At 60.5% G+C, this 20,475-nt stretch carries 17 protein-coding genes and 4 pseudogenes; 16 read left to right on the top strand and 5 right to left on the bottom strand.

Annotated elements, in window-relative coordinates; genetic code table 11:
• Positions 1-237: 237 nt before the first annotated feature.
• From U1R88_RS34330 to U1R88_RS34305, 6 genes and pseudogenes are all read left to right on the top strand, one after another.
• Positions 238-1,173, top strand: a complete 936-nt coding sequence (locus U1R88_RS34330; protein WP_322435357.1) for a sensor domain-containing diguanylate cyclase — start codon at positions 238-240, stop codon at positions 1,171-1,173.
• A gap of 234 nt (positions 1,174-1,407) precedes the next feature.
• A pseudogene (locus tag U1R88_RS34325) lies at positions 1,408-1,626 on the top strand (IS21 family transposase); the annotation flags it as partial.
• Positions 1,596-1,667 (top strand): annotated as a pseudogene (locus U1R88_RS34320) (ATP-binding protein); the annotation flags it as partial. The pseudogenes U1R88_RS34325 and U1R88_RS34320, both read left to right, overlap by 31 nt.
• Positions 1,668-2,084: 417 nt before the next feature.
• Positions 2,085-4,061 carry an AfsR/SARP family transcriptional regulator gene (locus U1R88_RS34315; RefSeq protein WP_322435355.1) on the top strand — a complete coding sequence of 659 codons (1,977 nt, stop codon included), beginning with the start codon at positions 2,085-2,087 and terminating at the stop codon, positions 4,059-4,061.
• Between the two features lie 69 nt (positions 4,062-4,130).
• Positions 4,131-4,589, top strand: coding sequence for a hypothetical protein (locus U1R88_RS34310; RefSeq protein ID WP_322435354.1), 459 nt, complete (start codon positions 4,131-4,133; stop codon positions 4,587-4,589).
• A gap of 55 nt (positions 4,590-4,644) precedes the next feature.
• Positions 4,645-5,853, top strand: a complete 1,209-nt coding sequence (locus U1R88_RS34305) for a YcaO-like family protein (protein WP_322435352.1) — start codon at positions 4,645-4,647, stop codon at positions 5,851-5,853.
• 180 nt (positions 5,854-6,033) lie between these two features.
• On the opposite strand, the gene U1R88_RS34300 is transcribed toward U1R88_RS34305, so the two are convergent.
• Positions 6,034-6,516, bottom strand: a complete 483-nt coding sequence (locus tag U1R88_RS34300) for a hypothetical protein (RefSeq protein WP_322435350.1) — start codon at positions 6,514-6,516, stop codon at positions 6,034-6,036.
• Between U1R88_RS34300 and U1R88_RS34295 the strand changes: the two genes are divergently transcribed.
• A protein-coding gene (locus U1R88_RS34295; protein ID WP_322435349.1) for an IS3 family transposase occupies positions 6,515-7,614 on the top strand; the annotation gives its coding sequence in 2 pieces (ribosomal slippage) (positions 6,515-6,767 and positions 6,767-7,614; 1,101 coding nt in all). The two genes, U1R88_RS34300 and U1R88_RS34295, sit on opposite strands and share 2 nt — an antisense overlap.
• A 245-nt stretch (positions 7,615-7,859) precedes the next feature.
• On the opposite strand, the gene U1R88_RS34290 is transcribed toward U1R88_RS34295, so the two are convergent.
• A complete protein-coding gene (locus U1R88_RS34290; RefSeq protein ID WP_322435348.1) occupies positions 7,860-9,242 on the bottom strand; it encodes an aminotransferase-like domain-containing protein in 1,383 nt (460 codons plus the stop codon).
• A 305-nt stretch (positions 9,243-9,547) separates the two neighbouring features.
• On the opposite strand from U1R88_RS34290, the gene U1R88_RS34285 reads away from it, so the two are divergent.
• From U1R88_RS34285 to U1R88_RS34245, 9 genes are read left to right on the top strand one after another with little or no spacing between them, the layout of a single operon-like run.
• A complete protein-coding gene (locus U1R88_RS34285; protein WP_322435346.1) occupies positions 9,548-10,030 on the top strand; it encodes an MSMEG_0572/Sll0783 family nitrogen starvation response protein in 483 nt (160 codons plus the stop codon).
• Positions 10,031-10,087: 57 nt separating this feature from the next.
• Complete coding sequence (locus U1R88_RS34280; protein ID WP_322435345.1) at positions 10,088-11,125, top strand: Nit6803 family nitrilase; 1,038 nt, start codon at positions 10,088-10,090, stop codon at positions 11,123-11,125.
• Complete coding sequence (locus U1R88_RS34275) at positions 11,058-12,170, top strand: MSMEG_0568 family radical SAM protein (RefSeq protein WP_322435343.1); 1,113 nt, start codon at positions 11,058-11,060, stop codon at positions 12,168-12,170. Before U1R88_RS34280 ends, U1R88_RS34275 begins: the two co-directional genes overlap by 68 nt.
• Positions 12,167-12,709 carry an MSMEG_0567/Sll0786 family nitrogen starvation N-acetyltransferase gene (locus U1R88_RS34270; RefSeq protein WP_322435342.1) on the top strand — a complete coding sequence of 181 codons (543 nt, stop codon included), beginning with the start codon at positions 12,167-12,169 and terminating at the stop codon, positions 12,707-12,709. The genes U1R88_RS34275 and U1R88_RS34270 overlap by 4 nt, the downstream gene beginning before the upstream one ends.
• 10 nt (positions 12,710-12,719) lie before the next feature.
• Positions 12,720-13,694 (top strand): sll0787 family AIR synthase-like protein, encoded by a 975-nt coding sequence (locus tag U1R88_RS34265; RefSeq protein WP_322435341.1) that lies wholly within the window; start codon positions 12,720-12,722, stop codon positions 13,692-13,694.
• A complete protein-coding gene (locus tag U1R88_RS34260; protein ID WP_322435340.1) occupies positions 13,691-14,854 on the top strand; it encodes an MSMEG_0565 family glycosyltransferase in 1,164 nt (387 codons plus the stop codon). The genes U1R88_RS34265 and U1R88_RS34260 overlap by 4 nt, the downstream gene beginning before the upstream one ends.
• On the top strand, positions 14,847-15,134 hold the full coding sequence (locus U1R88_RS34255; RefSeq protein WP_322435339.1) for an MSMEG_0570 family nitrogen starvation response protein: 288 nt from the start codon (positions 14,847-14,849) through the stop codon (positions 15,132-15,134). Before U1R88_RS34260 ends, U1R88_RS34255 begins: the two co-directional genes overlap by 8 nt.
• Positions 15,135-15,145: 11 nt before the next feature.
• Positions 15,146-16,420, top strand: a complete 1,275-nt coding sequence (locus U1R88_RS34250) for an MSMEG_0569 family flavin-dependent oxidoreductase (protein WP_322435338.1) — start codon at positions 15,146-15,148, stop codon at positions 16,418-16,420.
• 12 nt (positions 16,421-16,432) lie between these two features.
• On the top strand, positions 16,433-17,284 hold the full coding sequence (locus tag U1R88_RS34245; RefSeq protein WP_322435337.1) for a Pnap_2097 family protein: 852 nt from the start codon (positions 16,433-16,435) through the stop codon (positions 17,282-17,284).
• A 492-nt stretch (positions 17,285-17,776) separates the two neighbouring features.
• On the opposite strand, the pseudogene U1R88_RS34240 reads toward U1R88_RS34245, so the two are convergent.
• The 3 genes and pseudogenes from U1R88_RS34240 to U1R88_RS34230 all read right to left on the bottom strand — a co-directional run.
• Positions 17,777-18,973: pseudogene (locus U1R88_RS34240) on the bottom strand (IS3 family transposase); the annotation flags it as partial.
• Between the two features lie 314 nt (positions 18,974-19,287).
• A pseudogene (locus U1R88_RS34235) lies at positions 19,288-19,924 on the bottom strand (transposase family protein); the annotation flags it as partial.
• Positions 19,925-20,205: 281 nt separating this feature from the next.
• Positions 20,206-20,415 (bottom strand): helix-turn-helix domain-containing protein, encoded by a 210-nt coding sequence (locus U1R88_RS34230; RefSeq protein WP_322435336.1) that lies wholly within the window; start codon positions 20,413-20,415, stop codon positions 20,206-20,208.
• Positions 20,416-20,475: the final 60 nt, after the last annotated feature.

Raw genomic sequence — 20,475 nt, 5'->3', positions numbered from 1 at the left:
GAGACCAAGATCGGCGTGCTGCTGGGCTCCATCCTTTCGGCCGTATTCGGCGCAATCTTGCTGCGAACCACGAAACCCAACAACTCCCCAGCCCAATAGATTTAAGCCAACAAACGGAAAAAGGCTTTATCAGGTGCCATCGGGGTCGTCGGGGGCTCAGCAAAGTTGCGAAACTTGAGGGCGCCGCGCTGGCCAGTTGTTTGCATCGAGCGGTAAAACATGGCTACAGTGCCCCTCATGAATGAGGTCCTTAGCAGGCTGGTGGCCGGGTTTGACCAGTCGGCAATATTCATAGCGCTTTACGATCAATTCGATCGACTCCGGTACGCGAATTCCGCCTTTCGTTCGGCTTTTTTTATAGAGGAAGATGAAGAGCCGACTTGGCCGGAGATCATGCGTCGAAATTTCGAGGCTGGACGAGGCACGGTCTTGCGGATCGGCAATTTCGATGAATGGTTGATATCGACCCAGTCGCGCCGAGGAAAGACGCCCTTTCGCGCCTATGAAACCGATCTGATGGACGGTCGATGGCTATGGATGAAGGAAAGCGTCATCGATGACGGCTGGATGCTGTGCGTAGCAAGTGACATCACCGCTTTGCACGCACATACCCGGGACCTCCGACAGGACCGCGATAGCGCGGTGAAGGTAGCCTTCACCGATGAGTTGACCGGCATCGCCAATCGGCGGTTTGTGATGGCCCGCATTGAAGATATGCTCCAATGGCAGGGTAGCGGTGCGGGTCCGGTGGGGTGCTTAGCAATCCTCGACATCGATAATTTCAAGGCCATCAACGACCGATACGGGCATCCCGCAGGCGACGAGATTCTCCGAGCTCTTGCTCGCACAGTCAGCGCGGGTTTGAGGCGAGTTGATTGTTTTGGGCGAGTCGGTGGTGAGGAATTCGTTCTTGTTATGCCGCGGACCCATGGAAACGAGGCCGTCCTCATACTGGAACGGATGCTCACACTCGTGCGCGTGTCCCAGCCTTTGAAGGATCATCGGGACCTCAGAATCACATTCTCCGCTGGCGTGACCGAAGCGTTTTGGGAGGACATTGCCCTGAGCCTTTACGCCCGTGCGGACAAGGCGCTTTACCAAGCCAAAATGCTTGGTCGCAATTGCATCGTGCTTTCGGCCGGCGGTGAGGAGGATCTATCCGCAAACGGCTAGGTTGTGGCCGATCATCCTCGCAGCTTCGAGCGGGACCGAATCGTCTATGGTGCCTGGCATTATCCTCCGGTGCTGATGCGCAAGCCCGGTGCTTTGCACAACGGTGCCCCCTTCAAGGATTGGAATCTGCCCGCTCCCCTGATGTCGGTGTGGGCCAGGCTGCGTCACCATATCGATGGTGACCGGCAGTTCGTGAAGATCCTCGGCCGCGTGCCGCAAGATGGCATAGCCGCGGTCGCACAAGCCTGCTCGGAAGCTTTGGAGGCCGGCATCGCCAGCGGCGACATCGTCATGGCCATCCTCGCGCGCAAGCGTCAGCCGCCAATCCCGCCAAGCATTACGACACCGGACGCTCTCAAGGCCGAGCCGGTCGCCGATTGTGCCCGCTACGACAATCTGCGCAAAAACAAGGGAGATGCCAGCTGGAACGACACCAACTCATCGAGGCCATGACGAGCCTCAAGCTCTATGGCATGCGCGCCAGCTTCGACGAGGGAGAGCAGCATTCTCCCTCCCCGTGCGCTCCAAGAGATCAGGAGAATAGTCTCAACTGCATTCCCTGTTTTCCTTGTTCGCCATCGTCCCGTCGAAGGACGAAGCAATCAAACGCCACAGGAGCTACACTGAAACCGGCCAATGACAATTGCCTATGTCATAGAAAGTCCAATCTTCACACCGGGCGACATTACTCGTCCGTGACACGAGCGTGAAATCCGCCGTGGAATTGGCTTTGACTTGTTGACTTCGCGGCGCGTGGCGAACAGTTAGGGAGGTGGAAGTCAAATACTGGATTTGGCGCGAGCGTTCTCATTCATGCGCGCGAGTTTTATTATGAGTGGCACTCCATTTTGGGCGAGAAACAACGGCATCGATGGGACGCGAGTCCAGCCTCCTAGCGCAAGGAGGATCGGATGAAGCCCGAAAGCGACATAGTTCTGCATTTGTCGGGCGTGCCGCATATGACCAAACCAATAGAAGGCGTGTTTCCCGCCAAGGGATACATTCTCATTGCGATGTTGCTGCTTTCCAGCGGAAAGCGCATGAGCCGACAGGCCATTGCAACCCTCCTATGGGAGGATGCGCCGGAGGGAAAGGCATCCACCAACCTTCGGCAGTTACTGGCACGGATCAATCGTTGCTGGCCCCAGGACAAGCCTATTTTCCAAGCACAAGGCACTAATCTGGTGGCCGGACCGGCTGCCGATCGCAGCGACCTAGCCGAGATCATGCGGTGGCGCAACTCACAGGTGCTGGCAGAGCGTGTTGCCGCAATCCATCGCGTGAAGGGGGACCTCCTCGCCACGCTCGATACCGGTGGAAATGACCTGTCGCAATGGTTCCGCGGCGAACGCGAGCGTTTCCGCCAGAGGGTCTTGTCCCTGGGTGACGAGGTTCTCATGGAAATGACGCGCTTTGCTCGGGCGCAGAAGAACGAAATTGAAGAAATCGGCGAGCGCATGCTGATGCTGGAACCCGAGCGTGAAGAGACATTTCGGGTACTGATCGAGGCCTACGGTCGCAATAACAACCTCGAAGCCGTGAGCCGCACATTCGAGTTGCTCAAAGCCATGATGCAACGCGAATTCAATGCGGAACCGAGAGCCGAAATTGTCGGTTTGGTGCGTCGCATTTTGGCCAACAATCCCAAGCCTTCCGCAGAGGTCAATCACCGGCCTGAAGATGCAGTTGGAGAACTCAACGCCGCCAAGGAGAGCGAACCTGTCATTGTTCGCAGTCTGGCGAAACTGCCACGGGTGGCCTTGTTGCCCCCCAATCCGACAATGGCCGAGGAGTGTGATCCGCTTGCTCGGGTGCTGGTCGAGGAGGTCGCCAATGACCTGTCGCGTTATCGCACATTCGCGGTGGTCGCGCCTCATAGCAGTTTTGGCGCAGTGGACTTACGCGAGCCGGAACGCCTCGATGCCCTGCGTAACAGATATTTGGTCAGCAGCTTTATGGTCCCCGGCGACCCGAGCCTTGCTCTGCGCCTGGAACTGTACCCCGGCCGCGAGATCCTCTGGGCTGCCGAATTTCGGATCGGCGGGAGCGACTTGCCGACGGCTTTCAAGCTGATCTCTCGGCAGATCGCGGTGACGCTGGCGACCGAGATCGAGCAGGATCAACTCAAGCGCATGCGGGCCGACCCTCGGCCTCATGCTTATCGGCACTATCTCGAAGGCAAGCTGCTGCTGCAAGATTGCGATCTGCCGAAACTGCGGCGCGCGCGTCGGGAATTCCGAAGAGCAGCGGATATCGATCGGTATTTTGCACCCGCGCGAAGTGCGAATGCACAGACCCTCTATCAGGAATGGCTGATGCTGGGCGCCAATGACCCAGCTCTTCTCCATCAAGCGCGCCTCGAGGCCGATGCCGCGATCTCGATCGATCCTGGCGATGGGGCGGGATATCGAATGGCGGCTGTGGTTTCACTGAATCAGCGCGACTTCGACACGGCCAGCAGTAAGTTCTTGGAAGCGGAGGTCCTAAATCCGCATTCAGCAGATTTATTGCTATCGCATGCCGATGCCCTGTCACACCTTGGCGATGCCGAGGCGGGCTGGAAGCGTTTTCAAATGGCGCTGGATCTGAATCCTTTTCCACCTGACTATTATTGGTGGAGCGGCGCAACAATAGCGATACGCCGTCACGACTATCGCGGTGCCATTGAGTTATGCGGGCGCATGAGTTCGGATGAACCCGTGCTAAGAGCCTTAGCGATATCGCATGGATTACTTGGCAATAAAGATATTGCCCGACAATATGGTGCAAGAATACGAGAAATGTATCCCGGAGTAACGATATCAGATATTGTTAATCTTGCTCCTGACCGAAAAATAGAAGATCGCATGTTAGTTGCCGAAGGTCTTCGAGTCGCAGGCCTAAATTAACAGGGCACTACGTGTCATAAATGCCTAAAAAACATCCACTTGAGAGAGTCAATCACCTAGGAGAGCGAAATGGTTCGGAAAACCGGCAAGAAAGAGCGGCTCTATGTTATCGGAGATCGTGGCGTTGGCATCTTGATTATAAAACTTAAACCGCTTCGAGTTGTCCAAATTTCTGACGAGGAAATTAACAGATACGGCAAAAGTCTGGGCGGGGACGGTTATGCTAAGATTGGCGCGTTGTTGTGGCGCGTAATCGCAGATCACAACGCCGCTGAAGGCCAGGGGCGCGCCATTGATAGCGACAAGATCGCTGGCATTGAATCGCTTATCGAGACCGGTGCTGATATTAGTGATGTCGAGTTTGTCTTTAAGACGAATATCTCTACGGTATCGTTGCAGGCTGGGAAACAGCACAACAAACAAATCAAGTCGGCGCTGTGTCATCTTATTAATGGCGCTAAAAGCGAGGAAAGCACTTTGTTTGATGCCATCCTCAATGATAGTGGCAGCGATGATAACAAATGCTGAGCCGGGTGATCGCTATCATTTTTGACAGCGATTGTGCCCTATTGAGGGGGCGCCTATGAGCTTTGATGGGAGTCCGGCCATTGCAAGCAATCTTACTGCAATGAATTCTGTTTCGCCGGACTTTCCTCCACTCGCCCCCTTTGGCATCTCGCGCGTGGGAGATCTTACTGACCTCGATATTATTGGCATCCCCGTCTGGTTCGCCGTGCGCCCGAATTCTCGTTGCCTGGCAGTCAGCCAAGGCAAGGGGCTCAACCACGAGAGGGCCCGACTGACGGCTATCATGGAGGCCATAGAAGGAGCGATTGCCGAGCAAACCCGCCCCCTGATTGCAGAGTTCGGAACGCCGATTGAACTGGCGAAGCGGAAGCTTCGTACCGTGCCGCTGCGGTCCCTGGTGCGGTGTCATTTCTCTGAGTTCGATCTGCGCCGACCCCGAGCTTGGGTACGTGGGGTTTCGCATGGATCGAATAGAGCCGTTTACGCGCCTTACGAACTCGTCGGGTTGGATATGCGGGATGATTTCCCGTGGGATTACGCTGCCTTCCACGTAAGCTCTGACGGTCTGGGCGCAGGGTTCGATTACGCCTCAGCCGCCCTCTCTGCTCTACTTGAATTGATCGAGCGAGACGGGACGACACTCTCCGACGGGCTCGGTCATTTAAAAGGACTTTCTCGCCCGTTGATATGGCAGCCCGGCATCCATCCGGGTTTGGATGAAGCGGTCACGAAGGTGCGCAACGCAGGTTTGGAGCCGCATTTTTTCAACAAGACCGGCAAGATCGGCATCCCCATCGTCAGCGCGATGATCGTCCGCCCCGTGTGCGACAGTGATGGGGCTGGCATAAGGTTCTCAGGCGGTGATGCCTGTCGGCTCGACGCTGCGGAGGCGGCGCTGGCGGCCCTATTGGAGGCGGTGCAATCACGCCTGACGAACATCTCCGGTTCCCGCGATGATCTGGACATCTCGCAATATGAGAATTTGGATCTGGCCTTGCCGTCCAGGCCCGATCGCGGAGAGACGTTAGGGCAATTCGCGACCCGGCATACGCTTCCTACAAATCTCTCGCCTTCGGAAGCGCTTAACTTCCTGGTCTCTCAGTTGGCAAAAGCCGGATATCGTGACGTTTTTTTCTTCGACCTGCCATGTCCAGTCGAAGGCGTGCATGTGGTCCGAGCATTGGTGCCCGGCTTTAGAACCCTCGTGGAGGATGATGTTACCGCGCTCAGGTTGGAAGACCTAATCGGAGCCGAATTCTCCTGAGTCAAGCGATCAATCTAATGCGAAGCCCTTGGCGTTCGCCCATCACAAATTTGCTTATCGATATTCTGCTTCTCAACAAATCAGTAAGCTGTCGCTGCAAGAAGCAAGCAGGAGCTCGCTAGATAGCTGGTAGGGATTGCCCGAGTTGAAGCTTCTCCTATCTCCGATTATTGCCCTCATTCAGCGGGATCGAGGAGCGCTCTCCTCCGGCGGTCGTGCATGCCCTGCAGCAATAAGCCATTGCTGTTGTAACGTGGACAACTCTTCCTCGTAGGTACTTGCCCCATGAAACAGGGTGACGGCCCGCCCTTCCCCGTCAGGCGCCAGGATCTCGTTGGAAATCATGTCCTGTCTTATCCCCATGCGATCGAGCCGGACTGATGTTGGAGGATGGGTATCGATGGGATGGCTGATCGCACCCTCGTCAAGCGCGGTCGCAAGAAGTTGCTCCTTTGATCCCGAAAACGCATTCAGACAGCAATGTTGGAAAAAATCGGACAAGTTCGTATAGGCGCGTCCTTTGTTCAGAACCGAAACGGTATTGCCCAACACCTCGCCCCATAGTCGGGAATAGAGACCGACTGACGTGCTCCCTCTGAATCGGACCGTCTTGAGCTGGAATTTTCCAACTATGATCCCTGGATGGGAGAAGGAGAGTTCCATGAAGGCATCGAAGTTCTCAGAGGCGCAAATCGCTTTCGTTCTTCGGCAGGCTGAGGAGGGAACGGCGATCGCTGAGGTCTGCCGGAAGGCAGGTATATCGGAGGCGACGTTCTACAATTGGCGCAAGCGCTATGGCGGCTTGATGCCATCCGAGATGAAGCGGCTGCGCCAGCTCGAAGAAGAGAATGCCAAGCTGAAGCGGATCGTGGCCGACCTCTCGTTGGACAAAGCCATGCTGCAGGACGTTCTGCAAAAAAAGCTCTGAGGCCTGCCCGTCGGCGCCAGCTTGTCGATCAGGTGCGGGAGGCTTGGAAGGTGTCGGTTCGCAAGGCCTGCGAAGCCCTGCGGATCGACCGGTCTCTCTACACCTACAAGTCCCGGCGCGGCGACCAGGCCGCCTTGAAGCAAAGGGTCAAGGATATCTGCCAGACGCGGGTGCGCTATGGCTACAGGCGCGTGCACGTCCTCCTCGTTCGAGACGGCTGGCCAATCAACATCAAGAGAACACGTAGACTTTACAACGAGTTAGAGCTAAAGTTGCGCAACAAGACCCCGAAACGGCGTGTGAAAGCCAAACTCAGAGAGGACCGATCGGAGGCGACGAGATGCAACCAAACCTGGGCGATGGACTTCGTGCATGATCAACTCGCCACCGGCAAGAAGCTGCGGATTCTCACTATTGTCGACACCTGGTCACGGTTCTCGCCGGCGCTTGATCCGCGCTTCAGCTATCGCGGCGAGGACGTCGTCACCACGCTCGAGCGGGTGTGCCGTCAGCATGGCTATCCGCAATCGATCCGTGTCGACCAAGGGTCCGAGTTCATCTCCCGCGATCTCGATCTTTGGGCCTACCAAAAGGACGTCGTGCTTGACTTCTCGCGGCCGGGCAAACCGACCGATAACTCGTTCATCGAGTCATTCAATGGCAAGTTCCGCGCGGAGTGCTTGAACGCCCATTGGTTCCTGACGCTTGACGATGCCCGCCAGAAGATGGAGCAATGGCGTAGAGACTACAATGAGTTTCGTCCTCATAGCGCCATCGGCAACAAAGTGCCGATTTCGCTCACAAATGGCTCTGGCGCATCCCATCGGCCATGAGCCTTTCAGCCCGGAAAATCCTCCAGCCGGGCGGTCCAAATTCGGGGAGCATCTCAAAGAGGCCGGAAACTCTAGCCTCAGGCGGTCCAACAAATGGGACCAGATCACAGCCCAGCCAACTGCTTTTCTCCTCTCGATGGACGCTAAAGCGTTTTCCAGAAAAGTTGATAGACTTCTCGATTAAGAAAACCCGCCAAAACAATGAGTTAGAGAAAAAGTGCGATTCAGGGAAATCGCACTTTGCTTTAGAAGAAAGCTGCGGCCGTTTGCGGCGATCCTTCGAGCGCGTGAGCCATGAACTCCAATCCAGTACGCAGCCGCTCGCGGCTTATCGGTCCGCCCAGACCAACGCGCACGATCTCGCTCGGTTCGCCTGCGACGGTGAAGACATCGCTTACCACTACGCCGATACCCGTGCGCCGGACATAGCTGGCAAAGGCCGATCGCGTCCAGCCATTGCCGAGCGGCAGCCAAATGTTGAAGCTCAGGGGATCGGACAGATAGGTGCCCGGTTCGAAGAATTGTGATGCCAGCTTCTCGCGGGCGGCGGCTTCCGCGCGGATGAAGCGCAGGATGGTGTCGGCGGTGCCGTCCTCGATCCAGCGCGTGGCCACGGCGACCGTCACCGGCGAGGCCATGACCGAGAGGGCTCGCAGCGCCGCACTGAACGACCAGCCTGCGCGCGCATCGGGCGCCACCACGTAAGCAAGGCGCAGACCTGCACCGATGCATTTGGCTAGGCCCGCTATGTGCCAGCAGATATCGGGTGCTATCGCCGCCAAGGGCGGCGGCCCATGCGTCGGAATGAAACCATAGGCGTCATCTTCGACGATCGGCAGCCGATGCCGGCGCGCCACCGCGCAGATCTCGGAACGCCGCCTTTCGGGAATAGTGACCGTCGTGGGATTCTGCAGTGTCGGATTGAGATAGAGCGCCTTCGGGCGATGACGCTGCACTGCCTCCTCTAGGGCCTCGGGCAGGATGCCGTCTCCATCGGTTTCGAGGCCGACGAGGTTGAGGCCAAGCTGTGCGGTGATGGAGCGCACGCCAGGATAGGTGATCGCCTCGGACAGCACCGTCTCGCCCGTTCTCGCGAGCAGGCTGAAGATCCCGACAAGGGCGGGATGCGCGCCGGGTGTGACGAAGATCCGCTCTTGGGCAGGCACCAGCGCACGACGGCCGAGCCAGGCGGACGCGGCATCCTTGTCCATCGGCGCCCCTCCGAAGCCCTGATACCGCAGCAACGGCAACAGATCCCGGGCTACGCTGACGAAGCCGTCCTGCATGCGGGCGACCAGTTCGGGATCGTCAGGTTCGGGCGGCATGTTCATCGAGAAGTCGGCAAGCTGCTGGCGCCGCGGGTCGCCGTCTTCCCGCAGAGTGGCATTGCTGCGCACGAAGCTCCCGCGCCCCACGATCGACTCGATCAGGCCGCGCTTGCCCGCTTCGACATAGCCCCGCGCCACCGTCGTGAAGTCGACACCCAGCATAGCGGCGAGCTTGCGCTGCGGCGGGAGGCGCGCGCCCACCGTCAGGACGCCCTGTGCAATGTCCTGCGCGATGGCGTCGGCGATGGCGAGATAAAGAGGGCCATCGTTTCGGGCCAGATCAGGTCGCCAGTCTTTCATGATGGTCTCCAGCCGCCTCACAGATTGACTGTATATTGATAGCTACGACGCCTGTCATCCATCATTTTAAAGAAAATTGACTGCATCTTACCCGGACAGAGCGATGTTGGATTTTGAGGCAATTCGAACGCAAAGTACCCATAGATTTTGATGCTTTTGTTCGCGTCAGTCATAAATTGACTGCCATATTGAATGTATAATTGGCTTTTTTGACGATAAATTGACTGCCTCAACGTTGGCATGATGATTGCTTTGATGGATGCGACACGCCGAGCGGCGTGTCCTGCCCATAGAGGAGGTTCAGCATGCCAGCCGTCACCAAGCCCGCGCATCAGAAGGGCGACTATTTCGTCGACTACGAGCAGAAGCTTTTCGACGACGTCAAAGCCGAACCGGGCGAGAAGGCCCTCGTGACCTTCCATACCGTCGCCTTCGAAGGGTCCATCGGCTTCGTCAACCTGCTGCAGGCCACGCGCCTCAAGCGCAAGGGCTTCGAGACCTCGGTCCTCCTCTACGGTCCCGGCGTGACGCTGGGTGTCCAACGCGGCTTTCCCAAGCTGGGGGACGAGGCTTTTCCTGGCCATCTCAATTTCAACAACCAGATCGAGAAGTTCCTGGCGGAGGGCGGCAAGGTCTATGCCTGCCGCTTTGCCCTGCAGGCGCTCTACGGCCATGGCGAGCCCTCCCTCATCCCCGGAATCCAGCCGATCAGCCCGCTCGATGTGCTCGACCTCATCCTGCTTCACCGCAAGGACAACGCCTTCATTCTCGATACCTGGACCCTGTGAGGCACTGCGCCGGCGGGGTCCTCCCCGCCGCCCGACCAATCGAGCGGAGGATTCGCAATGAGCGCCAAAACATCGATCCGGGCCGCCGCCGTGCAGATCGCGCCAGACCTCGCCTCGCGGGAAGGCACGATCGCCAAGGTGCTGGCCGCCATCGCGGAGGCTGCCGGCAAGGGTGCCGAACTCGTGGTGTTTCCCGAGACCTTCGTGCCCTGGTACCCCTATTTCTCCTTCGTGCTGCCCCCAGTGTTGACCGGCAAGGAGCATCTGCGCCTCTACGAACATGCCGTCTCCGTTCCCAGCCCGGCTACCGAGGCCGTGGCGGCCTCTGCCCGGCAGCACGGCGTCGTGGTGGTTCTCGGCATCAATGAGCGCGATCACGGCTCGCTCTACAACGCTCAACTCGTCTTCGATGCCGACGGGACGCTGCGCCTCAAGCGACGCAAGATCACGCCGACATTCCACGAGCGCATGATCTGGGGTCAGGGCGATGGATCGGGCCTGGCGGTGGTCGATACCGCCGCCGGGCGCATCGGCGCCCTCGCCTGCTGGGAGCACTACAATCCCCTCGCCCGCTATGCCCTGATGGCCCAGCACGAGGAAATCCATATCGCGCAATTTCCCGGTTCGCTGGTGGGGCCGATCTTCGCCGAGCAGATCGAGGTCACCATCCGCCACCACGCGCTCGAAAGCGGCTGTTTCGTCGTCAACGCCACAGGCTGGCTGACGCAGGCCCAGATCGCCTCGATCACGCCGGAGGAAGGCCTGCAGCGCGGCCTCACCGGCGGCTGCATGACGGCGATCGTCTCGCCCGAGGGCCGGCATGTCGTGCCGCCGCTCACCGAGGGCGAGGGCATTCTCCTGGCCGACCTCGACATGAGCCTGATCCTCAAGCGCAAGCGCATGATGGACTCGGTCGGTCACTATGCCCGCCCCGAATTGCTGCATCTGGCGCTCGACGGCCGTGCGGCCAGCCCCCTCGAATTCACCGCCCCCCTTGCCGAACAACCCGATCCAAGGAGCCTGTCCGATGGAGCACACACTGCCAGCGACGCAGCTGATCAACGAGTTACAATCCTTCGGAGCACGACTGGTTGACCCGAAGGCGGGGCATGAGAGCCGCAGGGGCGGCGCCGGGCCGTCCGACCACAAGGCCATGACCATCGACGGCATGACCGTGATGGTGCCCGTCCATACCGCGCCGGCCTTCGAAAGCCCTTATCTCATCGAGAAGCCGGACGCCTTCGGCCGAAGCCGGATCAGTCGGGATGGCCGGCCCGTCGGGAATGTCACCTTCCCGCTGCGGCCGCGCTTTTACGACCTGATCACGGCCGACGGCATTCCCTATTCCAAGATCGCGGTGCTCCACGGCCGCGACGTGCTGGCCACGACCGTGCTGCAGACCTGCATCCGCTACCAGAGCCGCACCAAGACCTGCCAGTTCTGCGCCATCGGCCAGTCCCTCGCCGCCGGCCGCACCATCGCGCACAAGACGCCGGCACAGCTGGCGGAGGTAGCGAAGGCGGCGGTCGAGCTCGATGGCGTCAGGCACATGGTGATGACGACGGGCACGCCGCGCGGCGAGGATCGCGGCGCGGCCGTCCTCGCCGAAAGCGCGCGAGCCATCAGGGCGGCGGTCGACCTGGCCATACAGGCCCAATGCGAGCCGCCGGAGGACGACGCCTGGTTCGTCCGCCTGCGCGAGGCGGGCGTCGACGCGCTCGGCATGCACCTGGAAGCGGTCACCCCCGAAATCCGCGGGCGCATCATGCCGGGCAAGGCGCAGGTGCCGGTCGAGAAATACATGTCGTCCTTCGCCGCCGCCGTTCCGGTCTTCGGCCGTGGTCAGGTTTCGACCTATATCCTGGCGGGGCTCGGCGACACGCCGGAGGCCATCCTCTCGACCTGCGAGACGCTGGTGGCGATCGGCGTCTACCCGTTCGTGGTGCCCTTCGTGCCGATTTCCGGCACACCGCTCGAAAGCCACCCCACCCCGACGCCCGGCTTCATGCACGCCATCCTCGCCCCCCTCTCGGCGATGCTCGTGAAGGCCGGCCTGAAGGCCGCCGACATCAAGGCCGGATGCGGTCGTTGCGGCGCCTGCTCGGCGCTTTCCGCCTATGAGAGGGGAGTGGCGAAATGATCCTCGAACCATTCAAGCCCTTCCTCGCCTGTGAATTCCAGGTCAAGTTCGCCACGCAGCCGTGGGAACGGGCGGGGGCCAGGGCGCTGCGGCGGGCCGTGTTCTGCGAGGAACAGGGCTTGTTCCAGGAGGACGACACCGACGCCGTCGACGCATATGCCATCCCCATCGTGGCGCTCTCCATGCTGGCCGTCGCAACCGACCGGGTCGTCGGCACGGTCCGCATCCACGAGGAAACGGATGGCGTCTGGTGGGGTTCGCGCCTTGCCGTTGCCGCCGACTATCGCAAGGTCGGCGCCCTCGGTGCTTCCCTCATCCGCCTCGCGGTCTGCTCGGCCCATGCGAGAGGGTGCCGGCGTTTCCTCGCCCGGGTACAGGAGCAGAACGTGCTGCTTTTCCGCCGGCTGCACTGGCGCACCATCGAGGAGATCGAACTTCTCGGCCGGCGGCACCACCTGATGACGGCCGATCTCGACCATTATCACCCCTTCGAAAATGCCGAACAGGGTTTCCGCGCCCTCGCGCGCAAGGCTGCCTGAGGAAATTGCGATGACGATCGATCTCACCAGCCTTGCCGCATCCCTCCGCAACAACAGGGGGATCAATGGCAAGCAGGATATCGCCGCGGTGGCGGCCAGCCTCGGCCTCTCTCCCGACATGCCCGTCCCCGTCGGCGACGATTGTGCCGTCATCGCGGCAGATGACGGCCATCTCCTCTTCGCCATCGAAGGCTTCATGAACGAGTTCGTCGCGCGCGATCCCTGGTTCGCCGGCTGGTGCGGGGTGATGGTCAACGTCTCCGACGTGGCTGCCATGGGGGGGCGCCCCGTCGCCGTGGTCGATGCCGTGTGGGCCGATGGCGAGGAGGGCGCGGCTCCGGTCCTTGCTGGTCTGAGGGCGGCAGCCCGGGCCTATGGCGTGCCGATCGTCGGCGGGCATACCAATGTGAGGACCGATCGCGGCCAGCTCTCCGTCGCCATACTCGGCTGCGCCGACAAGCTCCTGACGAGCTTCGACGCCCGGCCGGGCGACATTCTCATTGCCGCCATCGATCTGAGGGGACGCTATCGTGAGCCCTTCTCCAACTGGGAGGCGGCGACGGACGCGCCGCCCGCGCGGCTACGGGCCGACCTTGAAATCCTGCCGGCCCTCGCCGAGGCCGGTCTTGCCCATGCGGCCAAGGACATCAGCCAGGGCGGCATCGTAGGCACGACGATCATGCTGGCCGAATGTTCGGGCGTAGGCATCGACGTCGATCTCGGCGCCGTTCCCTTGCCGCCCGATGTGCCGATGGAGCGCTGGCTCACCACCTTTCCGAGCTTCGGCTATCTGATCGCCGCCACGCCGGCGGATGCGCAGGCCGTCGTCGACCGCTTCGCCGAGCGCGACATCGCCGCGGCTGCAGTCGGTTCCTTCAACGCCTCCCGCGAAGTCGCTATCTCGCTGAAGGGGCGCCGCGAAGTCATTCGCAACCATGCAGCCCATCCGCTGCTCGGCCTGCCACGACAGGAGGCTGCGGCGTGAGCATCCCTGGTCCGCTCCGCATCGCGATCCTCACCCACTCGACCAATCCGCGCGGAGGAGTCGTGCACGCCCTGGCTCTGGGAGAAGCCCTGACGGCCCTCGGTCATGAGGCGGTCGTACATGCGCCGGACGCGAAAACGGCGGGCTTCTTCCGGAAGGCGCGCTGTGAGACCGCCTGTGTCCCCGCCTCTCCCTTCGAGGGAGATATTTTCGGAATGGTGGAAACGCGCGTTGCCGATTACCTGCGCTATTTCGGCGACCATGCCCGCCGGCGCTTCGATGTGTTCCACGCCCATGACGGCATTTCGGGCAACGCCCTGGCGACACTGCGCAGGGAACGCCTGATCGCCTCCTTCGCCCGCACCGTACACCACGTCGACAGTTTCGAGGATCCCCGCGTCGCGGCGCTACAGGCCCGCTCCATCCATGGCGCGGACCGCCATTTTGCCGTCAGCGAGCACTGGCGCCGAAAGCTCGACCGCGACATGGGAATCGCCGCGACCATGGTGGGGAATGGTGTCGACACCACCTTCTTCCAGCCCGAGAAGGACGGCACGGAATCGGGGCTGGCGCGGCGTCTCGGCCTGGGACGAGGGCCCGTCTTCCTGAGCGTCGGCGGGGTGGAGGAACGCAAGAACACGCTCCGCATCCTGCAGGCGTTCAGCCAGGTGCAGACCATTTTGCCGGATTCCCAACTCGTGCTGGCGGGCGGCGCTTCGGTTCTCGACCACGCCGCCTACCAGGCCGAATTCAGGCTGGCTCTCGACCAGTCCCGCATGCTGCCTGGATCCGTGGTCCTGACGGGGCCAGTCCCCCAGGCGGAGATGGCCGCCCTCTACAGGATCTCCTCCGCCCTCGCTTTTCCCTCGCTCAAGGAGGGCTTCGGCCTTGCGGTCATCGAGGCCATGGCGTGCGGAATCCCGGTGATCGCCTCGCACATCCCGCCCTTCAGCGATTACCTGGCCGATGGCGAGGTGGTCTGGTGCGATCCGATGTCGACGGGCTCGATCGCGGACGCAATGATCGCGGCCATCCGTTCTCCTCAGCGCGAAAGGCTGGCCAAGCGCGGCCCGGTGGTCGCCACCCGGCACAATTGGGCTGATACCGCACGCGCCCATCTGCCGGTCTATCGAACCCTCGGAGCCCGCCAGCATGCCTGAGATGCGCTTTGTCATACGCTGGCCCGATGGCGGGGAAGAGAGTTGCTACTCCCCCTCCCTCGTCATCAAGGACTATTTCGCACCGGGCGGCTGCTATTCGCTCGCCGACTTTCTCGAACGCAGCCGCATCGCCCTCAACATCGCCAGCGACCGCGTGGAAGCCAGATACGGCGTGCCCTGCTCGCGGGCGCTCGGGCAGCTACACGCCATCGAGATCAGCGCCCGCCGTTTCGCCGACAGCCCCGCCCCCACCGTCACCTGTATCGCCTTTATCGAATGAAGGAGCTGCCCATGCGTGCCCCTCTTCCCACTCACCACAACGTCGTCGTAGTCGGCGGCGGGCAGGCCGGCCTGTCCGCGAGCTACCATCTCAAGCGGCACGGCATCGACCATGTCGTCTTCGAGAAGCACCGCATCGCCCATACCTGGTGCAGCCAGCGATGGGATGCCTTCTGCCTGGTTACCCCCAACTGGCAGTGCCTGCTTCCGGATTTTCCGTATGCCGGCCCCAAACCGCGAGGCTTCATGCCTCGCGACGAGATCGTCGCCTATGTCGAGGCCTTCGCCCGCAGCATCGACGCGCCGATCCGGGAAGGCATCGCGGTCACGCGCATCGCCCGAGGGGAGGAAGGCTTTCTTGTCGAGACGAGTGAAGGCGGCGTGACCGCCGACGCCGTCATCCTCGCGGTCAGCGCCTATCATGTCCCGAATATCCCCGCGATGGCCGCGAACGTTCCCGAAGGCATCGTCCAGATTCATTCCTCCGCCTACAAGAATCCCGCGCAGCTGCCGCCCGGCAAAGTGCTGGTCGTCGGCTCGGGTCAGTCCGGCTGTCAGATCGCGGAGGACTTGCACCTGGCGGACCGCCCCGTGCACCTCGTCGTCGGCAGCGCTCCCCGCTGCCCGCGTTTCTATCGCGGGCGCGATGCGGTGGAATGGCTCGACGATCTCGGCCAGTACGAAATCACGGTGGAGGAGCATCCGCTTGGAGAGAAAGTCCGCCGAAACGCCAACCACTATCTCACCGGGCGGGGCGGCGGCCGCGATATCGACCTGCGCCGCTTTGCAAACGAGGGGATGGTGCTGCATGGCCGGCTGACCGGCATCGAGAACGGTCATCTCGAATTCGGCGACGATCTCGCCCGCAATCTCGACGCCGCCGACGCGGTGTACAACGGCATCTGCAGCCTGGTCGACCGGCACATCGCCGACAAGGGCATTTCCGCTCCGGAAGGGGTGCATTACAGCCCCGTCTGGCAACCGGGCGCAGCGGTCCACAGCCTCGACCTCGCTGCCGCCGGCATCACCAGCATCGTGTGGAGCACCGGCTTTCGTTCCGACTGGTCCTGGGTCGACTTACCCTTCCTCGACGAGACCGGCTATCCCGCCCACCGGCGCGGCGTGACGAATGAGGATGGCCTCTATGTGGTCGGCATGCCTTGGCTCTGGACCTGGGGATCGGGGCGTTTCCTGAGCGTCGGCCGCGACGCCGGCTTTGTCGTCGATCATCTTGCGGACCGGCAGATCGCCGATAGACGCCGCTCACCCGTCAGAATGGCCGTCTGAAGGCGCCTCACGATGAACGTTCCATTTCTGATCGACCGGTCGCTCGCACGCGAACCACAAAAGGCACAGGCCGGCCGTGGCCCGGTGCTCCTCGGCATGCCGCACCTGGCCCTGAATGGCCTGTCGGAGACCTGGCTGCTCAAGGAACTGGGGCACAGGCACTGGCTGATGCTGGCGCAGATGGCCGGCCGGTCGGTACCCGATTTCAGGGATCCCGCAGGCGCCCCCGTATACGCCGCCTTCCGCTCGGCGGAAATTTCCGCCGCCGCCTTCGAGAAAGCCCGTGAGAACGATATCCTCGATATCCGGAGCGTGCTGTCGCGGCTCTCGCGCACACGGACACTCAGCCGCCACGAACTCAGGATCGGCGGCGAGATCATCGGCTTGGTGACACTGACCTCGGTCTTCGTGCACCGCAGATCCGGATCCTCCAACCATTCGATTGCCCGCATCGAGATTGCGGATCTTCCGCCATTCGACCCGGCAATACGACCATACCGTGCTCCGCCTGTCTCTTCCTGTAATACAGCGGCAGATTACAGTCGTTTGAAGTTCACACCTTGCCCGAGTCAGGATTTCAACGGTGCTGGTTTCCTTTATTTCACCAGCTTCCAAGCCTTCGCCGACAGGGCGGAATGGGCCATGGCTCCCGGCCTGGCAAGGGGCAGTCTGCTAGAAGACCGCAGGATCGACTATTGCGGCAATATCGACCCTGGCGAGAGCATTGAGGTGACATTGAGCGAGCCGGAAATCCGTGACGGCACCATCTGCTTCACTTGCCGAGTCGAAAGGAGCAATGACGCAATATTGCTGGCTTCCATCAGAACGACAAAGCGCCTTTCGAATACAAATACTATTTCTTAAATCCAACCACACGTTGATATAAAATTTCAGTTTTCGGGAAAAATAAAAAACTATTTTACAGAAAATTTTCTCCTATAGAAATAAAGGTAAATATAATGAATCGTTAAGTATTTCCGGTAGAGCGCTGTCTGCTTCAATTTTGTGAGAAGGCATTGCACCAAGCCCGAGCCATTATCCTGTGGAAGAGATGCTTTAACAGGACAGCTTCAGGTTTTGGCAGCACGCACGAAGCATACCAAGCAGAGCCGCCGGTTGCTGTCGCTAGCAAGCGGATGCTGGGTGGGATGAACCGCACGAACGCGGCCCCGATTGGCTGGATGGATCGCCACCCCTTCCTCGAATGGGTGCATCACGCCCAATAGCATGGGTGTCAAACTCAAAATGCCATCTGGGTTGGTTAGACCCAGATGGCAATTAATTAATAGTAGAGCTGGTTGCGGGTGTTGTAGCCCCCGAAAGACCGGACACTTCTTACGAGATTGAATGGGCAGCGATGAACTCGCGAGGAGAACGATAGCCGAGGGATCGATGGGGGTGAAGCTCATTATAGTGGGTGAACCATTTGGGCAGGGAGCCGATCACGGTTTGAGCATCGGGCGTGGGATTTACGCTGACGTAATCGCGCTTGAAGGTCCTGACGAAGGCCTCTGCCATACCGTTTGCTCTGCGGGCTTTCGATCGGTGTGGTCATCGGCTCCAGACCGATGTCACGGGCGAAGGAGCGGGTATCGCCGGCAATGAAGCACGAGCCATTATCGGTCAGCCATTCGATGGTCTGAGGCAAACGGTTGACTGGGCCGAAGCGGTGCTCGACTGCGGCAACCATGAGATCCCTGACATCCTCGCCCTTGATACCTTCCGTGGTGGCGACATAGCCCATGGCTTCCCGATCGCAGCAATCGAGAGCGAAGGCGACGCGCACCTTTTCGGCATTGTCGCAGTTGATCTCGAACCCGTCGGAGCACCAACGCAGATTAGATCGGTCGGCGGCAATGCGCCCGTCGTGGCGACGTTCGGCGCCGCCGGCATGTAGTTGGAGAAGGAGGCCATGGACCTTCATCACCCGGTAAACCCGCTTGTGGTTGGGCACAGACTGGCCATCGGCTTCGGCTTGGCGGCGCAAGACCGCCCAAACCCGGCGATACCCATAGCTCGGCATATCAAGATGGCTGCCTTGATGTCGACCAGGAGCGCCTCGTCCGGCAGGGGCGGACGGCCTCTGCGCTGTGGCGGGCGCCCGGCCGCCCGCCGCGCCACGATATTCGACCGGGCCACGTCCAGCGTTTCGGCAACGGCGCTCATCGGGAACCGTCCTTGGGCAGCGACAGCGACCGCAGCGTCCGTTTTTTGAGTCTTCGGCCACCTCGATCGCCGCCTTCAGGATCTCGACTTCCATGGTCTTCTTGCCGAGCAGGCGCTGCAATTCGCGGATCTGGTCCTGCTGTGCCCGGAAGTGGGAGGTGGCACGACTTCTTCCTCCGCACGGGTCGCCGTCAACGCGCCCCGTTCTGCCAGGCGGCGCCAAGTGAAGAGCTGGTTCGGCGATACACCGCACCGGCGCGCCACCAGGCTGACAGTGACGCCGGGCTCACGCGTCTGCGCCACCATCTCCAGCTTCTCGGCCACCGACCAGCGACGGCGACGCTCGGGGCCTGCCAGGACTTCCATCTTCGAATACGAACCAGTCATAGACACGACATTACTCCTAACTCCTATTTTAGGGGTGGGTCGTGCCCGGGGAATTCGGGGGCTGTTTCAGCAACTTACAGGCAAAAAATACACCATGTACTCTGGGCTAGTTGTCTGCCAATCCGCCTTATCATTGGATCGAGCCCTTGCCGGTGCCGGACCTTACTCCGATTGCATCGTCCTGCCTAAGCTGCAGGAGGTGAGCTATATCCGCACAGCGTCGACGAGTACGAGAACAGATCGATGTGTCAGGAGAACTGGCTCGGTTTGCCTGAACAGTTTTGGGGCTTTTGCTAAGGGGGTTTCAGCCTCTGTTATGCTGCTGCAGGGATTGGCGGCAGCGCGTTGAAGTAAGCGTGATCGGGCGTCCGACGTCTCAGGCTCTGATGAGGCCTCCGACACGCTGGCATAAGCGCGCAGGTAGACCCTCTCATATTTGAATGATTTCCAGAGGCGCTCGACGAAGACATTGTCGCGCCAGGCGCCCTTGCCGTCCATGCTGATGCTGCGATCAGCAGGCCAGTGAACTCGCGGCTAGTAAACTGGGGGCCTTGGTCCGTATTGAAGATCTCCGGCTTACCGAAGCGGGCCAAAACTTCCTCGACGGCCTTGATCCGGCGAGGGGGTATTCCAGGTGCAAAGCATCGATCCGGCGCATCAGAGCCAGATCGACGGCGGGGACTTCACGGGGCAGATGGTAGACACAGCCGCGGCTGATCCCGAAAGCCTTCGCCTGCCGATTGAGCGGCAGATCGCGCCGACGATCGATCATCGCTTTGCGCTCAAAAGGCCGGCCTTCCCGAGCGCACCGGACAAAAAATCATTCTCCGGGGTCAGTTGCCCGATCTTGGCGTGCAGCGTCTTCAGGTCAACCGCCGGAGCTGGCGCTGCGGCCTTCGCCTCACCATCGAAGACGCCCGCAGCCCCATCGAGAAGCTGATTGCGCCATTGCACCGCGCTCGTTTCGCATGGTCTCTCCTGTCGCGGTCATCATGCTGCTTTCAGGCAGAAACTTCACTTATCCGGTCTGTCCAGTTTTCCCGAGCCAGTTCTGTTCTCAATGGAAATCCCGGGTCACTTCTCGACGGAAGTCAACAATCCGTGAACCTCGATGCCTTCATGGAACTCTCCTTCTCCCCACCCGGGGATCATAATTGGAAAATTCCAACCAAAAACGGTCCGATTCAACGGGGGCACGTCACTGAAGGATGGAACTGGCTTCCGGTGTGTGACTACCGGTTTAAGTCCTCCTCTTGTGGAGGAAGAACAAGCTCGACATGACTTACGCCAAGCGCCTGTGCCAACTCGTAGAGTGTAATCAGAGTTGGATTGCGCTTACCTCGCTCCAGCTTGCTCAGATATTGCTGGCTGAACCCGGAACGCGCCTCGACTTCTTCCTGCGTCAGGTTCCTCTCCTGCCGCAGTCTAGGCTTAGGACTCATTGATCAGATCCAGAAGATGACTGCGGCTGCGATGCAGATTGCCGAGAAGAAGGTGTGTGC

Origin of the sequence: Labrys sedimenti (assembly GCF_034424805.1) — a bacterium.
Classification (GTDB): domain Bacteria; phylum Pseudomonadota; class Alphaproteobacteria; order Rhizobiales; family Labraceae; genus Labrys; species Labrys sedimenti.
Note: the sequence above shows the minus strand (reverse complement) of the source record. Positions and strands in the feature narration are given on the sequence as shown.

What these genes read in the sequence shown, in the direction of transcription:
- U1R88_RS34330 (WP_322435357.1), top strand. Translation starts at nt 238, where the DNA reads ATGAATGAGGTCCTTAGCAGGCTGGTGGCCGGGTTTGACCAGTCGGCA.
- U1R88_RS34315 (WP_322435355.1), top strand. Translation starts at nt 2,085, where the DNA reads ATGAAGCCCGAAAGCGACATAGTTCTGCATTTGTCGGGCGTGCCGCAT.
- U1R88_RS34310 (WP_322435354.1), top strand. Translation starts at nt 4,131, where the DNA reads ATGGTTCGGAAAACCGGCAAGAAAGAGCGGCTCTATGTTATCGGAGAT.
- U1R88_RS34305 (WP_322435352.1), top strand. Translation starts at nt 4,645, where the DNA reads ATGAGCTTTGATGGGAGTCCGGCCATTGCAAGCAATCTTACTGCAATG.
- U1R88_RS34300 (WP_322435350.1), bottom strand. Translation starts at nt 6,516, where the DNA reads ATGGAACTCTCCTTCTCCCATCCAGGGATCATAGTTGGAAAATTCCAG.
- U1R88_RS34290 (WP_322435348.1), bottom strand. Translation starts at nt 9,242, where the DNA reads ATGAAAGACTGGCGACCTGATCTGGCCCGAAACGATGGCCCTCTTTAT.
- U1R88_RS34285 (WP_322435346.1), top strand. Translation starts at nt 9,548, where the DNA reads ATGCCAGCCGTCACCAAGCCCGCGCATCAGAAGGGCGACTATTTCGTC.
- U1R88_RS34280 (WP_322435345.1), top strand. Translation starts at nt 10,088, where the DNA reads ATGAGCGCCAAAACATCGATCCGGGCCGCCGCCGTGCAGATCGCGCCA.
- U1R88_RS34275 (WP_322435343.1), top strand. Translation starts at nt 11,058, where the DNA reads ATGGAGCACACACTGCCAGCGACGCAGCTGATCAACGAGTTACAATCC.
- U1R88_RS34270 (WP_322435342.1), top strand. Translation starts at nt 12,167, where the DNA reads ATGATCCTCGAACCATTCAAGCCCTTCCTCGCCTGTGAATTCCAGGTC.
- U1R88_RS34265 (WP_322435341.1), top strand. Translation starts at nt 12,720, where the DNA reads ATGACGATCGATCTCACCAGCCTTGCCGCATCCCTCCGCAACAACAGG.
- U1R88_RS34255 (WP_322435339.1), top strand. Translation starts at nt 14,847, where the DNA reads ATGCCTGAGATGCGCTTTGTCATACGCTGGCCCGATGGCGGGGAAGAG.
- U1R88_RS34250 (WP_322435338.1), top strand. Translation starts at nt 15,146, where the DNA reads ATGCGTGCCCCTCTTCCCACTCACCACAACGTCGTCGTAGTCGGCGGC.
- U1R88_RS34245 (WP_322435337.1), top strand. Translation starts at nt 16,433, where the DNA reads ATGAACGTTCCATTTCTGATCGACCGGTCGCTCGCACGCGAACCACAA.
- U1R88_RS34230 (WP_322435336.1), bottom strand. Translation starts at nt 20,415, where the DNA reads ATGAGTCCTAAGCCTAGACTGCGGCAGGAGAGGAACCTGACGCAGGAA.